Annotated in this window: 12 protein-coding genes; 4 read left to right on the plus strand and 8 right to left on the minus strand. The window is 71.3% G+C overall.

The window, feature by feature from the left end:
• Positions 1-201: 201 nt before the first annotated feature.
• Complete coding sequence (locus QSK15_RS30620) at positions 202-2556, minus strand: AbfB domain-containing protein (protein WP_285797515.1); 2355 nt, start codon at positions 2554-2556, stop codon at positions 202-204.
• Positions 2557-2814: 258 nt separating this feature from the next.
• On the opposite strand from QSK15_RS30620, the gene QSK15_RS30625 reads away from it, so the two are divergent.
• From QSK15_RS30625 to pdxY, 3 genes are all read left to right on the plus strand, one after another.
• A complete protein-coding gene (locus QSK15_RS30625; RefSeq protein ID WP_285797516.1) occupies positions 2815-3831 on the plus strand; it encodes a LacI family DNA-binding transcriptional regulator in 1017 nt (338 codons plus the stop codon).
• A gap of 163 nt (positions 3832-3994) precedes the next feature.
• On the plus strand, positions 3995-4789 hold the full coding sequence (locus QSK15_RS30630) for a S1 family peptidase (protein ID WP_285797517.1): 795 nt from the start codon (positions 3995-3997) through the stop codon (positions 4787-4789).
• 172 nt (positions 4790-4961) lie between these two features.
• Positions 4962-5813: a pyridoxal kinase PdxY gene (gene pdxY / locus QSK15_RS30635; RefSeq protein ID WP_285797518.1), complete on the plus strand. Its 852-nt coding sequence runs from the start codon at positions 4962-4964 to the stop codon at positions 5811-5813.
• A 31-nt stretch (positions 5814-5844) separates the two neighbouring features.
• Here pdxY and QSK15_RS30640 read toward each other — a convergent pair whose 3' ends face one another.
• From QSK15_RS30640 to QSK15_RS30670, 7 genes are all read right to left on the minus strand, one after another.
• Positions 5845-6177 carry a putative quinol monooxygenase gene (locus QSK15_RS30640; RefSeq protein ID WP_285797519.1) on the minus strand — a complete coding sequence of 111 codons (333 nt, stop codon included), beginning with the start codon at positions 6175-6177 and terminating at the stop codon, positions 5845-5847.
• Positions 6178-6186: 9 nt separating this feature from the next.
• Positions 6187-9423, minus strand: coding sequence for an ATP-binding protein (locus QSK15_RS30645; RefSeq protein WP_285797520.1), 3237 nt, complete (start codon positions 9421-9423; stop codon positions 6187-6189).
• A complete protein-coding gene (locus QSK15_RS30650) occupies positions 9420-10118 on the minus strand; it encodes a hypothetical protein (RefSeq protein ID WP_285797521.1) in 699 nt (232 codons plus the stop codon). The genes QSK15_RS30645 and QSK15_RS30650 overlap by 4 nt, the downstream gene beginning before the upstream one ends.
• Positions 10115-11218, minus strand: a complete 1104-nt coding sequence (locus QSK15_RS30655) for an endonuclease domain-containing protein (protein ID WP_285797522.1) — start codon at positions 11216-11218, stop codon at positions 10115-10117. The genes QSK15_RS30650 and QSK15_RS30655 overlap by 4 nt, the downstream gene beginning before the upstream one ends.
• 54 nt (positions 11219-11272) lie before the next feature.
• Positions 11273-12691, minus strand: a complete 1419-nt coding sequence (locus tag QSK15_RS30660) for a WGR domain-containing protein (protein ID WP_285797523.1) — start codon at positions 12689-12691, stop codon at positions 11273-11275.
• Between the two features lie 62 nt (positions 12692-12753).
• Positions 12754-13713 (minus strand): acetamidase/formamidase family protein, encoded by a 960-nt coding sequence (locus QSK15_RS30665; protein WP_285797524.1) that lies wholly within the window; start codon positions 13711-13713, stop codon positions 12754-12756.
• A 98-nt stretch (positions 13714-13811) separates the two neighbouring features.
• On the minus strand, positions 13812-14834 hold the full coding sequence (locus QSK15_RS30670) for a polysaccharide deacetylase family protein (protein WP_285797525.1): 1023 nt from the start codon (positions 14832-14834) through the stop codon (positions 13812-13814).
• A 442-nt stretch (positions 14835-15276) separates the two neighbouring features.
• On the opposite strand from QSK15_RS30670, the gene QSK15_RS30675 reads away from it, so the two are divergent.
• Positions 15277-16356, plus strand: a complete 1080-nt coding sequence (locus QSK15_RS30675) for a glycoside hydrolase family 19 protein (protein ID WP_210860349.1) — start codon at positions 15277-15279, stop codon at positions 16354-16356.
• The last annotated feature ends 66 nt before the right edge of the window (positions 16357-16422 follow it).

A 16422-nucleotide genomic window follows, 5' to 3' on the forward strand; every position in this document is an offset into this window, starting at 1 on the left:
GCGAACCTGGCCGGATGCAACTTGCGGCACGGCCCTTGCCCGGAAAAACCGACCCGGTCGGACGGTGCAATCGACTCGCCGATTCCCCTCATGACCGGGGAAACGACCCCCGGGACGACGAGTGACGCCGCCGGACCGGCGACAACGGTGCGGGGGTCCGGCCCAGGCCGGACCCCCGTACGTCGGGTCGTGACGACCCGGTCAGGGCGCCCACGGAGCGGCGATGCTCCAGGTGCTGTCGGCGGTCCACAACGTCGGCGTGTTGTACGCGTCGCCGCCGGTGCCGTTGCTGAGCCAGACCTCTGCGTTGTAGTGCCGCAGGTACCTACCTCGGAAGTTGTACGACTCCAGCGACACACCGGTGCCGCTCAGCCCGGTACGGGCGCACCAGGTGGCGTCGGCGCGCAGCAGCGCCGAGCCGTCGTCCGGCGAGTTGCGGACCCGGGAGTTCTGGTGGCGCAGGTACTGCCCGGGGAAGTTGACCGACTCGAACGAGTAGCAGGCGGCGTCGGCCAGGCCGGGCCGGATGGTGTACGTGGCGTCGGCCTTGAGCAGGCTGGAGCTGGCGGCGTCGACCACCTCGGTGTAGGCCAGGCTGTCCTGGTGACGCAGGTACCGGTTGGTGAAGCCGGGCGTGGTCACCTGCAACGATCGGCGGGTGTTCGTCGGCAGGACGACGGGAGCCGAACTGCCGATGGTCTTCGAGGCGTTGATCAGTGCGGTGTTGACGGCGCGCACCCGCGCCTGGTCCATCTTGATCACTCGCCGGTCGTAGGTGAGGAAACCGTTCAGCTCACCCTCCAGGTCGGTGATCTCGGTGTAGATGGAGGCACTGAGCCCCTTGCCGAGCATCAGGTTCTGGCTGCCCTGCACCAGCCCCACGTAGCGGTCCGTGAGCACTGTGGCGTTGGCCTGCCACTCGTAGGCGAAGAACTGACCGTTCGGGCTGTACTCGTGCCCCGGCGTGTGCAGGCCCAGGCCGCCGAACTCACCGAGCACCGCGATCCGGGTGCTCGACGGTACGGGGGAGTCCGGCCCGAGGTAGACGTGCCAGTCGTCGATGTCGCCGTTGCCGGGGTTCCCGAGGGACTGGCAGCAGTTGTGGCCGCTGTGCGGGTTGACCAGACGGGTCGGGTCCTGGCTCTTGATGTTCTGCGCGACCCGTCGGGTGTCGGCGAGGGACCGCTCACCCCAGCCCTCGTTGTACGGCGTATACGCGATCACGGCTGGTGAGCTGCGGTGCTCGTCGACGATCTCGCGCGCCTCGGCCTCGAACTGCGCCTGCTGCGCGTCGGTGGGGTCGACGTCCTGTGCGGTCAGTGATGGGATGTCCTGCCAGACCAGCAGGCCGAGCCGGTCGGCGTGGTAGAACCAGCGCTGCGGTTCGACCTTGATGTGCTTGCGCACCATGTTGAAGCCCAGGTCCTTGTGCTTCTGCAGGTCGAAGGCGAGTGCGGCGTCGGTCGGCGCGGTGTAGAGCCCGTCCGGCCAGAAGCCCTGGTCGAGAGTGCCGACCTGGAACACGAACTGGCCGTTGAGCTTGGGACGCAGCACGCCGTTGACGAGGCCGGTGGTGATCTCCCGCATGCCGAAGTAGTGCGTGGTCCGGTCCACCACGGCGCCGGCCGCGTTGCGCACCGTCACCCGGAGGTTGTAGAGGAACGGATCGTCGGGTGACCAGCGGCGCGCGTTGGGCACGGGCACGCTGAACTCGGTGAAGCCGCCGGTGGCCGACCCGACCACGGTGGCGCCGTTCAGCGCCTCGGCGAGCACGCTGTGGCCGCTCACGTCGCCCCGGGTGAAGACCCGGACCCGCACCGTGTTGGTGGCCAGGTTCGGGTAGAGGTCCACGCTGCTGATCGAGGCGGCGGGCACCGGCTCCATCCACACCGTCTGCCAGATGCCGGAGCTGGGGGTGTAGAAGATCCCGCCGGGTGTCTTGGTCTGCTTGCCGATGGCGGGCAGGCTGCCGTTCTGCCGGGTGTCGGTGGGGTCCCAGACCTTCACGACGATCTCGTTCGCCCCGGCGGTGAGCTGGGGGGTCACGTCGAAGGTGAAGGCGTCGTAGCCGCCGGTGTGCGCACCGACCCGGACACCGTTGACCCAGACGGTGCTCTGCCAGTCGACGGCGCCGAAGTGCAGCAGGGTCCGCCGGCCCGACCAGTTGGCCGGGATGGTGACGGTGCGTCGGTAGAACAGGTAGTTGCGGTTGTCGTTGGCGGCCCGTTGGATGCCGGACAGGGCGCTCTCCACCGGGAACGGCACGTTGACCCGCTCGGGCAGGTTGGTGCCGAACTGCGGGGCGTCGTCGGTGGTCGACTGGCGTAGCTGCCACTCGCCGTTGAGGTTGAGCCAGTCCGGCCGCGTCATCTGCGGTCGGGGGTACTCGGGCAGTGGAGTGCCGGCGAGGGCCTGGCTGGTCCAGGGGGTGGTCAGTGGCGGCGTCTTGGCCGGCGCGGCGGACGCCGACGAGGAGGGCGCGGCGAGAAAGCCGGCCACCATCGCGAGAACGAGTAGCAGTGGCAGGGCGGGGCGGATGGGGATGTGACGTGTCATGCCGTCTCCGAGGGGGCGGGTTGCCACGGGCGGTGCAGCCAGGCCCGAAGCGCGTGGGTGGTGGGCATCGGGTGGTCGTTGACGGGGGACGGGCGCCAGCGACGGATGTCGGGTGGGATCTCCACCCGCCGACGGTGGTCGACATATTGACATCTGTCTTCGCCTGTATAACGTTATAGAGCCGCGTTGGGCGTCCCGTCAATGCTTGTTCGTCGATGCCCGACCGGCCCGCCGGTCGACGTCGCGAGGGGGTGGTGGATGGGCGTCAGCCTGAAGGACATCGCCCAGCGCGCCGGGGTCTCGCTGGCCACGGTCTCGAACGTGGTGAACGGGTACCGCCCGGTGGGGGAGCGGACCCGACAGCGGGTGCAGCAGGCGATCGACGAACTCGGCTACAGCCCCAACCTCGGCGCCCGGCACCTGCGCCGCGGTCGCAGCGGACTGATCGCCCTGGCTGTCCCGGAGCTGACCAACCCCTACTTCGCCGAGCTCGCCGAGATCGCCATCTCCGAGGCCGCCGGGCTCGGCTACACCCTCGTCATGGAGAACACCGCCGCCGACCGGGAGGTGGAGCTGGCGCTCCTCGACGGCACCCGGCAGCGCGTCATCGACGGTCTGATCCTCAGCCCGGTGCGCATCGGCCGGGAGGAGGTGCTGGCCCGTACCGCCAGTGGGCCGCTCGTGCTGATCGGTGAGGGCGTCTACGACGTGCCGCACGACCACATCGCCATCGACAACGTCGCGGCCAGCCATGCGGCGATCCGGCATCTCGTGGCGATCGGCCGTCGCCGGATAGCGTTCATCGGCGCCACCGCTGGCGGCGACCGGCAGTCGGCCCACCTGCGGGTCCGGGGCTACCGGGAGGCCCTGGCGGCGGCCGGCCTGCCGTACCGAGCGCGATTGGTCGCCCGCACCGACGCGTTCGGCCGGCTCGACGGCAGGCGGGCCATGCACGACCTCCTCGCTCGCGGTGACCGGCCGGACGCGGTGTTCGCCTACAACGACCTGGTCGCCATCGGCGCGCTGCGGGCGCTGGCCGAGGCCGGCCACCGGGTTCCCGAGGACGTCGCGGTGGTCGGCATCGACGACATCGAGGATGGGCGGTTCAGCGCGCCGACCCTCACCACGATCGCCCCGGACAAGAGGGAGATCGGCCGTCTCGCGGTACGCCGTCTCGTCGCCCGCATCGAGGGCGCGGAGGTCGTGGGGCCGCTGAGCGTGCAGACACCGTTCCGCCTCATCCGCCGGGAGAGCACCGGCACCCCGGGCGGCTGACAACCGGTCGCACCGCAGCCCTGCGGCGCACCGCGCGAGATCCATAACTCCGGTGGTACGACCCAGAGAGGATGGCCCGCGAGATCCATAGCGCTCAATATGATGACCGCTATCTCGACTGCGGTGCGCTCACGAGGCGCGCCACCCTGATGCGGAGGAATGCATGGTTCGCTGGCGTACCCTCACTGGCCTGCTGGCCACCGCGTTGGCCGCGGTGACCGCGGCCAGCCTCACCCTCACCGCGCCGGCCGCCGCGGCCGACAGCCCCATGACGCCGACCGTCGTCGGCGGCACCCGCGCCGCGCAGGGCGAGTTCCCGTTCATGGTGCGTCTCTCGATGGGCTGCGGCGGGGCGCTGTACAGCGCCCGGCTGGTGCTCACCGCGGCGCACTGCGTGGGCTCGACCGGCACCAACACCAGCATCACCGCGACGCTCGGGACGGTCGACCTCCAGTCGTCCAGCCGGATCACCGTCCGGTCCAACTACGTCTACCGGGCCCCCGGCTACAACGGCGCCGGCCGTGACTGGGCGCTGATCCGCCTGGCCAGCCCCGTCACCGGGCTGAGCACGCTGCCGATCGCCACCACCACCGCGTACGACAGCGGCACCTTCACCGTCGCCGGCTGGGGTGCCGCGCGGGAGGGCGGCGGCCAGCAGCGGTACCTGCTCAAGGCGACCGTGCCGTTCGTCAGCGACTCCGTGTGCAACGCCAACTACGGTGGCGACCTCATCCCCGCCCAGGAGATCTGCGCCGGCTACGCCAGCGGCGGCACCGACACCTGCCAGGGGGACTCGGGCGGCCCGATGTTCCGCCGCGACGCCAACAACGCCTGGATCCAGGTCGGCATCGTCAGCTGGGGCAACGGCTGCGCCCGGCCCAACTACCCCGGCGTCTACACCCAGGTGAGCTACTTCGCCTCGTCGATCGCCTCGGCCGCGGCGAGCCTCGGCGGCTGACCGTACGACCGCGGCAGCCTCGGCGGCTGACCGCACGCCCACTCGGGCGGCCCGGACGGCACGGTCCGGGCCGCCCGTTCGCGTCGTGCCCACGGACGGGCGGCGAGTGGGCCACCCGACAGATACGGCGGGCCGTCAGTGCGACGCCGGCCGCAGCGGCGATGATGGGCCGGTGAAGATCCTGTCCATCCAGTCGTCGGTCGCCTACGGCCACGTCGGCAACTCGGCGGCGGCCTTTCCGCTGCAACGCCTCGGGCACGAGGTCTGGCCGGTCCTGACTGTGCACTTCTCCAACCACACCGGGTACGGCGCGTGGCGGGGCCCGACGCTCCCCGCGGCGGACGTGGCGGAGGTGATCGCCGGAATCGGGGACCGCGGGGTCCTCGGCGACGCCGACGCGGTGCTCTCCGGCTATCAGGGCGACCCGGCCGTGGGCGCGGTGATCCTGGACGCGGTGGCGACGGTGAAGGCCGCCAACCCGGCCGCCGTGTACTGCTGCGATCCGGTGATGGGCGACGCCGGCCGGGGCATGTTCGTCCGGCCCGGAATTCCGGAGTACCTCCGGGACACCGTCGTGCCCCGTGCGGACATCATCACGCCGAACCAGTTCGAGCTGGACTTCCTCGCCGGGCGCACGACGACATCGCTGGCCGGGGTGCTCGACGCGGTCGACGTGGTGCGCGCGAAGGGGCCACGGCACGTCCTGGTGACCAGCGTGCTGCACGGCGACCTGCCGCCGGACTCACTGGAGGTGGTGGCGGTCTCCGACGAGGGTGCCTGGGCGGTGACCACACCGTTGCTGCCGATCAACCCGAACGGTGGGGGCGACGTCACCGCGGCGCTGTACCTCGCGCACCTGTGGACGACCGGCTCACCCGCGACCGCTCTGGAACGCACCATCGCCTCCGTCTACGCCGTGCTCGAGGCGACACTCGCGGCCGGCACCCGGGAGATCCAGCTGATCGCGGCACAGGGCGTGATCGCCGACCCGCCGACCCGCTTCACCGCCCGCCGGCTGCGCTGACGGCGGGTCGGGCTACACGGGTCGGCGACGGTCAGCGGCCCTCGGGGACGGCCATCTCACCGAGCAGCGACCAGTCCTCCTGTGGCACGGTGGCGTTCACGATGCGCGGGGTCTCGGCCAGGTGCGGCGGCAGGGTCTCCTGGGCCGCGCGGAAATGGGCGGACTGCACGTGGGCCGCCCCGGCCTGGTCGTCGCGGAACGCCTCGACCAGCACGTACTCGGTCGGGTCGTCCAGACTGCGGGACCAGTCGAACCACAGACAGCCCGGCTCGGCCCGGGTCGCCTCGGTGAACTCGGCGGCGATCTGCGGCCACCGGTCGGCGTGCTCGGGCCGGATCCGGAACTTGGCGGTAATGAAGATCATGGCCTCAGGCTACCCAGCCGGGCGGGCCCGGGCGACGACCTCCTCGGGGGTCAACGGCGCCTTCGGGTGGTGGGTCAGGCACAGCGGGGTGCGGACCTTGACGAATGAGAATCCCTCCCCGGCGGCGTAGAACTCACCGCTGTTGAGAAGGCCGATGTCCGGCAGCCGTCCGCCCTTGGCCTCGGCGAGCTGCCGGGCCGCGTCGATCTGCGCCGGAGCGTTGAGCAGCCCGAAGAACTGCGTGGTCGCGTTGCCGGAGATCTGGTTGTGCAGACCCTTGGGCGCCTGGGTGGCGAAGACCAAACCGAGCCCGTACTTGCGGGCCTGCGAGGCCAGCGCGATCGTGCTGGCGGTGCAGGCCGTGGTGGCGGTCGAGGGCGCGAGCGTCTGCGCCTCGTCCATCACGAACAACCCACCCAGCGGTCGGTCACCAGCGGGGTGCCGTTTGATCCATGCGAAGAGCGCCATCTGCAACTGGTTGACGAAGCTCTGCCGCTCCTGGTCGGAGGTGAGGCCGACGAAGCTGATCACCGACACCCGGGCCCGTCGCCCGGCCGACGGCGTCAGCAGCAGCCCTGGATCGGCAGGTGCGCCCACCCCGCCGAAGAGAGGATCGGTGACCATCGCCGCCTTGAGCGCCTCGGCCAACTCCTCGGCGAGCTTCCCGGCGCGGGCCAGCCGACTGACCCCGTCGGGCAGGTCGGTGAGGAACTCGGTGAAGCCGGGCAGACCCACCATCCCGCTTCGCGCGTACGCCTGGAGAGCCTCGGTGAGGACGGCCTTGCCCTGCTGGGCGAGCCGGCTGGAGCGGTCCACGCCGGCCCGGGGCGCGAGCGCCTCCACGGCGGAGCGGACGGCCTGGTCGAACTCGTCCGGCCAGTCCCGCAGCGAGGTGAAGTCGGGCAGCGGTTGGAAGCTCAGCGGCCGACCGGCGGTGACCCGGGGCGTCCAGACCACCACCTCGGTGTGCGCGAGGTAGTCGGCGGCCCGTTCGGCGTCGCCGGGGCCCCAGCCGGCGGGCGGGTCGGGCCAGGCGTCACCGAGCCGGGCCAGGTCGTTGTTGGGGTCGAGAACGATCGCGGAGACACCCGCGCGGGCGCACTCCTCGACCAGCCGACGGATGAGCACGGTCTTGCCCGAGCCCGAGCCGGCGAACACGACGGCGTGCCGGCGCAGCGACTCCAGCGGCACCGTGAACGGGTGACCACCGTCGACGGCGCGCCCCAGCCCGACGGCCGGACCGCCGGCGTCGACCGCGAGGTCGGCCGGGTCAGCGGGTACCGAACCGGTCGACGGACCACCTGCCACGTCGGCGGCCGACACGCTCGCCGGGTCGGGCTCTGGGCCACCCGACGGTGGCCCGCCGTCGTCGGGCGTCGTCGACGGGGCCGCACCGCGCGTCCCGTCGGGCCCGGGCAGGACCGTCCGGAACAGTTCGGTGCCGCTGGCCGGACGGCGGGCCACCAGCCACTCCTGCAACGCCGTGGACGGCTCGGCCGCCATCACCCGCAGTGCCGCGAAGATCCGCAGGTCCGCCTCCGGCACGGCGCACCGCAACCCGCCGGCCGCGTCGAAACCCGTCAACACCTCGGTCGTACGCTTCCCGGTCGGCCACGGACCGTTGCGCAGCAGGACCAACCGCCGTTGGGGCAGGTCCCGGTCCAACCCGGCCAGGGTGCACGCGGCCTTGACCCGGGCGGTGACGGCGATCGCGTTGGGGTGCGCGATGGCCCGGAAGCACCAGTGCGCCTCGTTCTCGGTGGCCTCGTCGAGCACCTCGATCAGCCGCCCGTGCAGCGCGGGCTTGCGACCGGGCGGCGGATCGTACTTGTACGTGGCGCCGGTCGGCGCCTGCTCGGCGATCCAGGCGGCCAGGCCGGCGGCGAGCAGTTGCGGCATGTGCTCGTCCTCGCCCGCCGGGTCGACGGCGGCCGACACGTCCGCGGCCTCGACCAGCTCGGCGAACCGCGCGTCCAACTCGTGCAGGCGGCGCTCGTCGGTCGGCGGGTCACCCGGCGTGCCACGGACGGCGCTCACCGTCGGCGTCGATTCGGTGCCGTCGATGAGCCGGTCCAGCTCGACCACCTCGTCGCGGTCCCGGCACCAGGCGATGTGGCGGTCCACCCGGCGCAGCAGCGCGCGAGGCGTCAGGGTGGGCGCGTCGGCGAAGGCGGCGGGGGCGATCGGCCAGGTGGGGTGCGGTGGCCCGAAGAACATACCCGCGAACGCTGCGGAGAGGCGCTTCGCCACGATCGCCTGCCCGATCTCCGGGGTGGGGATCCGGTCCGGCAGGGTCGCCGTACGGAAGCGGTCGGCGACCGGAGTGGGCGCTGCGCGGGTCATCAGCTCCCAGGTGTCCGGCAGGCACGAGACGACGACCAGCGTGCGGCGGGTGATGTCGCGGAGCTTGAGCAGGCCGTCGGCGATCGGGCCGAGCACCTTGGCCTGGGCGTCCTCCAGCCCCTGGTGCTGGTTGAGCAGTGAGGTGCTGGTCTGGGCGAACAGCGTGTCGAGCTGGTCCACGGCGATGACAGTGGGATCCAGGGCCAGCGCCATCAGCCGGGAGATGTCCTGCACGACCTGCTGCGGGGTACGGATCGCGGCGCTCAACCCCCACGCCGCCCGCGCGGCCGGGTCACCCGGTTCGGAGATCAGGTGGGCGTACCCGACGTCCTGCGCCTCGAAGTCGACGGCACCGTGCAGGACGAGCGCCCGAGCGGTGTCCTGGGCGTCCCGCCCGACCTCCCGGTCGCGCTCGCGCAGCGCCCAGATGAAGGTGTCGAGCTGGGCGCGGGTCACCGGTCGGGCGCCGGCGACCGCATCGCGGACCTCCACCGGCAGGCCGAGCTGGGTGGTGAGTCGACGCAGAAAGGTCTTCAGCTGGGTGCCCCAGCCGACGTGCGGGCGGCCCATCCCCTCCACCAGGGCCAGGGCGACGCTTTCCCAGAACGTCTTGCCACTGACCATGTCGACCAGGAAGAAGTAGCCGCCGTCGCGCTGGATCTGTTCGCGGACCGCCCCGAGCAGGTGCGTCTTGCCGGCGCCCGCGCGGCCCTGCATGGCCACGCCGAGCGGCATGCTCGTGTCGTCGGTCCGGGCCCTCGCCACCCCGCGCAGGATCTCCGCGGCCACCTTCTCGTGCAGCTCCGGCACATTGTGCGGGCTCGGTCGCCAGACGTCGTCCGGGGTGACCGCCGGGTTGAGACTCACCGCTTCCAGCGCGGTCCGCTGGTCGTCCGAGATCATGCCGGTCCGATCGCCAAAGCGTGGTTGTCCTCGTTCCCGATGCGGACGGCCGCGGCCCGGTCCCGTGCGGTCAGGGACTTGGTGTTCGCCACCGGGATGATGCGGACGTCCTCCCGGCCGACCATCGCCCGCAACGCGGCGTCCAGGGTGGCCCGGTCGGTGTCGGCAAGTTGGTCCCGGACGTCGGCGAGGCCGACCCAGGCGCCCGGCGCGGGGGCCAGGTCCCGGTACGCCGTACGCACCAGCGCCTCCACCTGAGCAGCGGACACCGGTGCCGCCGCAGCGGCTGCCGGTGCTTCCTGCCGGGACTCGCCGGTCACCGACGCCGTCGCGCCGGTCTGCTTGAAGAAGTCGCCGTGGCTGACCCGCAGCCGGTCCAGCGAACGGTGCAGGTTGGACAGCACGACGAAGAGCGACCGCGTGGTCGAGCCGCCCTGCTTGGGCGGCGCGGTGGTGTGCAGCTGACGGGCCACCCGCCAGCCCTCGTCGGTCAGCTCGTGGGCGAACGGCCGGTGCGTCCGATCGGTGTCGACCAGGCCCAGGGCGACGAGCTTCGTGTTGTCCTTGCCGGTCAGCGTGAAACCGGCCAGCTCCTTCAGTTCGACGTTGGTGAGTCGGCGCGCCTCGACCATCAGCACCACGAGGGCGTTGATCTGGTTCGGCGTCAGGTGCGGGACGTCCGCCGGGCTCGTCATGATGTCTCATCTCCGTCGGGGTGCGTGCCGCCCGCGCGTCGCCGGGCCAGCAGCCGACGGATCCCGTCGACCACCGCCGGCGCGTCGGTGAGCACCTGCTCGTTGGTGAAGCGGAGCACGTCCAGCCCGAGGAGTTGCAGCTGCACGTCTCTCCGCCGATCGTTGGCGAAAGCGATTCGCCCACGATGCTCCGGGCCGTCCACCTCGACCGCAAGACCCTCCGTGGGCCAAAACAGATCCAGTCGGTACGCCGTACCCAGGACATGCCACTCGTAGGTCTGGTTCCAGCGCCGGCCACGGGCCCAGTCGTACGGTGCGAGCGCGCGTTCCAACGCCTGCTCGGCGGCGCTGTCGCCGCGTGGCACGCCCGCGATCGGCGGCCAGGCCAACACCGTCGACCCCGGTTCGGCGGCGGTGGCCGGAAGCCGTTCGATCGTGCTGGTCAGCTCGGCGAATCGTGGCGGCAGCAGCAGCGGCACCGACCGCACCCGGTCGGCGTGGCGCAGTGGCCCGCCGGCCAACCACACAGTGACGTCGCCGTGCCGCACCAGCCACTCGGCGGCGGCCACCAGTGTCCGCTCGGCATCCGCCTCCAGATCGGGCAGGGCCACGATGAGCAGGAAACTCTCCCGGTGGTACGCCTCGGCGATCACCCGCGCGAGCCCGGCGGCGCGTACCCCTGGGGCGAAGCGGGACCGGCCGGCCCGGTGGCGCGGACCGCGCAGCCCTCGCTCGGCGAGGTCGGCCAGGAACGGGCCGAAGTGTCGGGAGCGGGCGGCGGTGCGGGCCGCGAGGGCGCGCACCGCCGCCACGCCGAGGCTGCCGTCGCTGTCGAAATGGTCGGCCCCGGTCAGCCAGCGGGGGAACATCGTGAGGGCCGCGGTGTCGAGTTGGTCGAGCAGGGCGTCCACGAAGTCGCCGAGGCGACCTACCCGGGTGGGCCGGTAGTGCACGATCGCGGGTGCCGCCGCCGGCAACGGGTCGAGTGCCACCCGCAGCAACTCCGGGTCGACGCCCGGCAGGTGACTCACCCGCCGCGTCGGTGGGGCTGACCACCAGGCACCGATGGCGTCGCCGTCGGCCCGGACGGGGTGCGCCATGCCGGCACCCTACGACAGTGGCGGGCCCGACCGGGCCCCTCGGTGTGCTCGCCGTCAGCGCAGCCGGCGGATGTCGCCGTACGCGCGGTAGTAGCCGCCGCGGCTGGACTCCCGCACCTCGGTCACCAGGTAGCGGGCACCCGGCTCGCGGATCCCCTTGGGGAACTGCACGGACCAGTCGCGCCGGTAACCGTCGGACAGCACCTGAACCCGCAGCCGCCCGCGATCGTCCAGGCACTGCACCACCACGCCCGCGCCCGCGTCGCTGGTCACCTCGACCATCGTCGGTTGCACCGGCTGGGGCGCCTGGCGGGGGGCCTTGATGTCGCGCACCTGCGGCACGTCCCCGGCCTGCGCGGCGCGGATCGCCGGCTCGCTCGCGTCGATGCAGGCCAGGTGGCCACCGGTGGTGACGACGTAGAGCCGGTCGTCGTGGTACTGCATGGAGTACGCCGAGCCGCAGCCGGTGCCGAGCTTCCACAGCCGGGTGCCCGCCGAGTCGAAGCAGTAGATCGAGGACTGGCTGTCGCCGGCGAAGACGTACCGGCCGCCCTGGGCGGTGGCGCAGGAGAAGACCGGGGCGTCGCAGCGGTAGGTGCGCTCGTGCCGACCCGACTTGGACAGCCGCACCACCTCGCGGGTGCCCGTCCCGGCGAACACACTGCCCTGCTCCTGCCAGCCGAAGAGCACCGAGCCGGTGCTGGTGTGCCACAGTTCCCCGCCGGTACGCCATTCGTAGCCGGTCACGCCCTGCGAATGGCCGTGGTAGATGGCGTTGTCGTCGCAGCGCACCATCCAGGCCGAACGCCCCCGCCCGGGGCGACGCCACAGGAACTCGTCCTCGTGGTCGACTGCGGTGATCCCGCCGTCGGCGTCGGAGACGCCGAGGACGCCGTCGTGGATGTCGAGCCAGTAGATGTCGATCTCCGGGGCGATCGCGTACGCCACCCGGGGCACCTTGCCGGACAGGTCGTAGACGTTGCCGTCGTCGCAGCCGGCGTAGATCCAGGCGTCGTCGGCGACGATGCACTTCACCCCGTCGGGCAGGCGGACCTGGCCGCGCACCTGGGCGTCGTGGTCGAGCGTGGTGATGACGCCGTGCTCGTTGCCGACCATGCAGTGCTGCCCGTCGACGAAGATGCCGAAGGCGGGGGCGCCGGAGTCGTAGCGCCAGAGCACCGGGGCGGTGTGGGCGGTGGAGCGGGTGCTCACGATCTGCCGCCGGGACACGGTGCGCTTCTGACGGACGCCGGGGACGGCCGGCGCGTAGCCCTTGCGGATCTTCTCCCCGATCTTCTTCGCCGCGGCGGCCCGGGCCCGGGCGTTGTCCGGATAGGCGCTCGCCTTGATCTGCCCCTGGTCGCCGATCCGGCCGTAGCGCACCGTCAGCGTGGCGTTGTCGACGATGACCTCGTAGAACTTGTGTGCACCGTCCACTTCGGACAGTTCGAGGTAGGTCGTCTCCTGGGACATGGGGGGCCTCCGAGGGTCAGCGAGCGGCCAGATCCGGCCGGCGCGGCGACAGTGACCACACGTTAACGGCGACCTCCGACAGGATCGGCGTGCGGAAATCGGAGCGCGTCGTCGCGGAGGACGGCGTGCGCGCCGACGCTCTGGTTGACGATCTGCGTCACCCGCACGTCGACGGCGACGCTGGCCAGCGCCACCGCGTCCGCGCGGCTGAGGCCGTGCAGCCGCTGCATCAGTGTCAGCATCGACTCCAGGGCGGTGAAGGTGGCGTCGTCGAGGGAGGCACCGACGCCCAGGGTCAGCCACGCGTCGGGGGTGCGGGCCACCGGTCCGCTGACCGGGAAGTCGTCGCGCACGTCGAAGGTCAACGTCACCTCGTCCATCGGGCACTCGATCGCGGTGCCGCCGACCTCGCCGTCGCCCTGTGCGGCGTGACCGTCCCCGACGGAGAACAGCGCGTCGTCCACCGGGATCGGCAGCAGCAGGGTGCTGCCGGCGGTGAGGTCCCGGCAGTCCAGATTGCCGCCCCAGGGCCGCGGCGGGATCGTCGAGTGTCGTCCCGGCTCGGCGGGTGGCATGCCGAGCACTCCCATGAACGGCCGCAGCGCGATGGTGTGACCGTGCTGGTTGCGGCCGGTCATCGTCTCCGGGTCCAGTGTCCAGGCGTGCACCACCTGCTGGTCCTGCACGCCGTAACGCTCGTTGAACCCGCTCGGCCACCCGCCGGCCACGGTGGTTCCCCAGGTGGCCGGGACGACTGCGTCGATGCGTACCGCGAGGGTCTGGCCGGCGCGAGCACCGCGGACCGCGACCGGACCGACCAGGGCGTGTCCGTGCTCGGGCCGGTGCTGCGCGACCCGGGGCCGGTCCCGGTTCGGTCCGCCGGGGTACGGGCCGGCGGACCACCAGCAGTCCAGGGTGCGGTAGGCGACGGTGTCGCCGGGGTCGATGGTGAGCACCGGCGGGAGATCGGGGGAGAAGTGGCCGTGCAGGCTGTCGTCTGAGGGGGTGAGGGTGTGTCGCATCAGTGCAGGCTAGTGGCGGCTGGTCCGCGCGCCGGGCGGCCAGGTGCGCGGTGGGTGCCGGGCGCACCCACCGCGCACGTCTCAACCTGGGCGCGACGTCAACCCGAGGTGCAGGAGCGGATCTGTGGGCGGGCGCTGCTGTTGCCGTTGGTCATCGTGGTGAAGCCGAAGGTGTTGCCGCTGCCGTTGGACCGCATCGTCATGACGGTGCCGCTGCTGTCCCAGGTGGCGGTGCCGTTCCAGACGGTGGAGATCCGTTGGGGTGAGGTGATGGCCACGACGACCGTCCACGTGCTGGCGCCGCTGACAGTGACGGACGTGTTGTACCGGTCGCCCCAGACGTTGGTGGTCGCGGCGGTCGCGGTGCAGGTTCCGCCGGTGGGCGGCGGGGTGGTGGTGGGCGGCGGGGTGGTGCCGTCCGGCGCGACGGCGCGGCCGGTGGACGACGAGATCATGCCGGGGCACAGGTTGCGGCTGGTCAGGTTGGCCATGATCTGGGGGATCGCGTCGCGGGTGTTCTGGATCCCGTCGTGCATCAGGATGACCTGACCGGCCTGGAGCCGGCTCGCGTTGGCCACGATCTGGCTGACGCTGGCGCCGTTCCAGTCCTGGGAGTCCACGTCCCAGAGCACCTGGCGCATGCCCAGCGAGGAGGCGACGGACTGCAGGGTGGAGTTGGTCTCGCCGTAGGGCGGCCGGAAGAGAACCGGTCGGCTGCCGGTCGCCGACTGGATCGCCGAGCTGGTCTGGGACAGGTCCGACTGCATCTGCGCCTGGGACATCGAGGTCATGTGGGCGTGGTTCCAGCTGTGGTTGGCGACCCACATGCCGGCGGACACCTGGGCCTGCGCGGCCGACCGGTTGTTCTGGACGTTCTGTCCGACGTTGAACATCGTGGCCCGTACGCCGTTGGCGCGCAGCACGTTCAGCAGCGCGCTGGTGCTGCCGGTCGGACCGTCGTCGAAGGTGAGGCCGACGTAGCCGTTGCAGGTGGCGGCGCTCGACGGGGTCGAGGTGGCCGCGAGGACGACACCACACATGGCGACCGCGGTGGCGAGGACGGCGAGCGCTGCGCGCAACCGCCGGGACCACAGGGCCGTGCGGGGGAAGAGCCTGCTCATCTGGTGCCCCTTCGCGCAGACCCGGACACGCCCTGGGTGCGGGCAGCACAGTCCGGACAGGTGTGGATGAGTGGGTAGCTGGAGTCGGTACCACAGCGAAGCCGATCGCATTGACCTCAATGGATCGGAGTATTACAGCGAGAATTCCAACACGTCAACAAGTTCCGGAAAGTCCCCGGAACAACTCAGGCGCGGGTTCGGGTGCTGGCCAGGCGTGCCGCTGTCGCGTCCGCTTCCTTGCGGCATCCCGATCTCGGAGGTCTACACGGTCAGAGGTGGGGTGATCCGGAAAGTGCCTGGAAGTACCGGTCGCCGGTCGCCGGGTCTGCCCTCGCCCGACCGTCACCGGAATAGTAAAGAGTGTGAACAGAAGATGTTACAGTCATTCCGGTCGATGTCCGTCCGGATCTCGGCCGGTGAGGTCCCAGGAAGGAGTGATCACATGACAAGACTGCGCGCGCTGGTCGCGCTGGTGGCACTGATCGTCGCCGGTGGACTGGTTGCGGTCATCCCGGCCACCGCCGCGTCGGCAGCGGCCTGCTCGGCATCGTGGCAGGCCTCGGCCGTCTACTGGGGAGACGCCCAGGTCTCCCACAACGGCCGCAACTACCGGGCGAAGTGGTGGACCCAGAACGAGGCCCCGCCGGGTACGACAGGCGTCTGGGAGGACCTCGGAGCGTGCGGCGGAGGGACCACGCCACCCACCGGGGGGACGTGTAGCTACCCGAACTGGACGGCCGGAACGTGGTACGCCGCCGGGGCGATCGTGCGGTACACCAACGGTCTCTACTACATCGCCGAGCACGACAATCCCGGGTACGACCCGATCGTCAGCACCTGGTACTGGGAGCCCTACACCTGCGGCGGTCAGCCCCCGACCACCCCGCCGCCCACCAACCCGGGTGGCTTCGTGGTGACCGAGGCCCAGTTCAACCAGATGTTCCCGGGTCGCAACTCGTTCTACACGTACTCCGGACTCGTCGCCGCGCTCAGTGCCTATCCGGCGTTCGCGCGCACCGGTAGTGCCACCGTCCAGCGGCAGGAGGCCGCCGCCTTCCTGGCCAACGTGTACCACGAGACCGGCGGGCTGGTGCACATCGTCGAGCAGAACACCGCCAACTATCCGCACTACTGCGATCCCGGCCAGTCGTACGGCTGCCCGGCCGGGCAGGCCGCCTACTACGGGCGGGGGCCGATCCAGCTCAGTTGGAACTTCAACTACAACGCCGCCGGTAACGCCCTCAACCTGCCGCTGTTGACCAACCCGTGGCTGGTGCAGACCGACGCCGCGGTGGCCTGGAAGACCGGTATCTGGTACTGGATGACCCAGAACGGGCCGGGCACCATGACCGCCCACAACGCGATGGTCAACGGCGCCGGGTTCGGGCAGACGATCCGCAGCATCAACGGCTCGATCGAGTGCAACAACGGAAACCCCGCCCAGGTGCAGAGCCGTGTCACCAGGTACCAGCAGTTCGTCGGCATCCTCGGCGTGCCCGCCGGAGCCAACCTCTACTGCTGATTCGTGCCCGGGCCTCGGCGTACGTCCTCGGACGGGGTCGAGGCCCGGCACGTCGGCCGCCGGGCC

This window comes from Micromonospora sp. NBRC 107095 (genome assembly GCF_030269705.1).
Classification (GTDB): Bacteria; Actinomycetota; Actinomycetes; order Mycobacteriales; family Micromonosporaceae; genus Micromonospora; species Micromonospora parva.

Bases quoted from the DNA above. Each gene is read 5' to 3' on its own strand.
- QSK15_RS30630 (WP_285797517.1), top strand. From the start codon at position 3,995: ATGGTTCGCTGGCGTACCCTCACTGGCCTGCTGGCCACCGCGTTGGCC.
- QSK15_RS30645 (WP_285797520.1), bottom strand. From the start codon at position 9,423: ATGATCTCGGACGACCAGCGGACCGCGCTGGAAGCGGTGAGTCTCAAC.
- QSK15_RS30660 (WP_285797523.1), bottom strand. From the start codon at position 12,691: ATGTCCCAGGAGACGACCTACCTCGAACTGTCCGAAGTGGACGGTGCA.
- QSK15_RS30650 (WP_285797521.1), bottom strand. From the start codon at position 10,118: ATGACGAGCCCGGCGGACGTCCCGCACCTGACGCCGAACCAGATCAAC.
- QSK15_RS30665 (WP_285797524.1), bottom strand. From the start codon at position 13,713: ATGCGACACACCCTCACCCCCTCAGACGACAGCCTGCACGGCCACTTC.
- QSK15_RS30625 (WP_285797516.1), top strand. From the start codon at position 2,815: ATGGGCGTCAGCCTGAAGGACATCGCCCAGCGCGCCGGGGTCTCGCTG.
- QSK15_RS30640 (WP_285797519.1), bottom strand. From the start codon at position 6,177: ATGATCTTCATTACCGCCAAGTTCCGGATCCGGCCCGAGCACGCCGAC.
- QSK15_RS30620 (WP_285797515.1), bottom strand. From the start codon at position 2,556: ATGACACGTCACATCCCCATCCGCCCCGCCCTGCCACTGCTACTCGTT.
- QSK15_RS30655 (WP_285797522.1), bottom strand. From the start codon at position 11,218: ATGGCGCACCCCGTCCGGGCCGACGGCGACGCCATCGGTGCCTGGTGG.
- QSK15_RS30675 (WP_210860349.1), top strand. From the start codon at position 15,277: ATGACAAGACTGCGCGCGCTGGTCGCGCTGGTGGCACTGATCGTCGCC.
- QSK15_RS30670 (WP_285797525.1), bottom strand. From the start codon at position 14,834: ATGAGCAGGCTCTTCCCCCGCACGGCCCTGTGGTCCCGGCGGTTGCGC.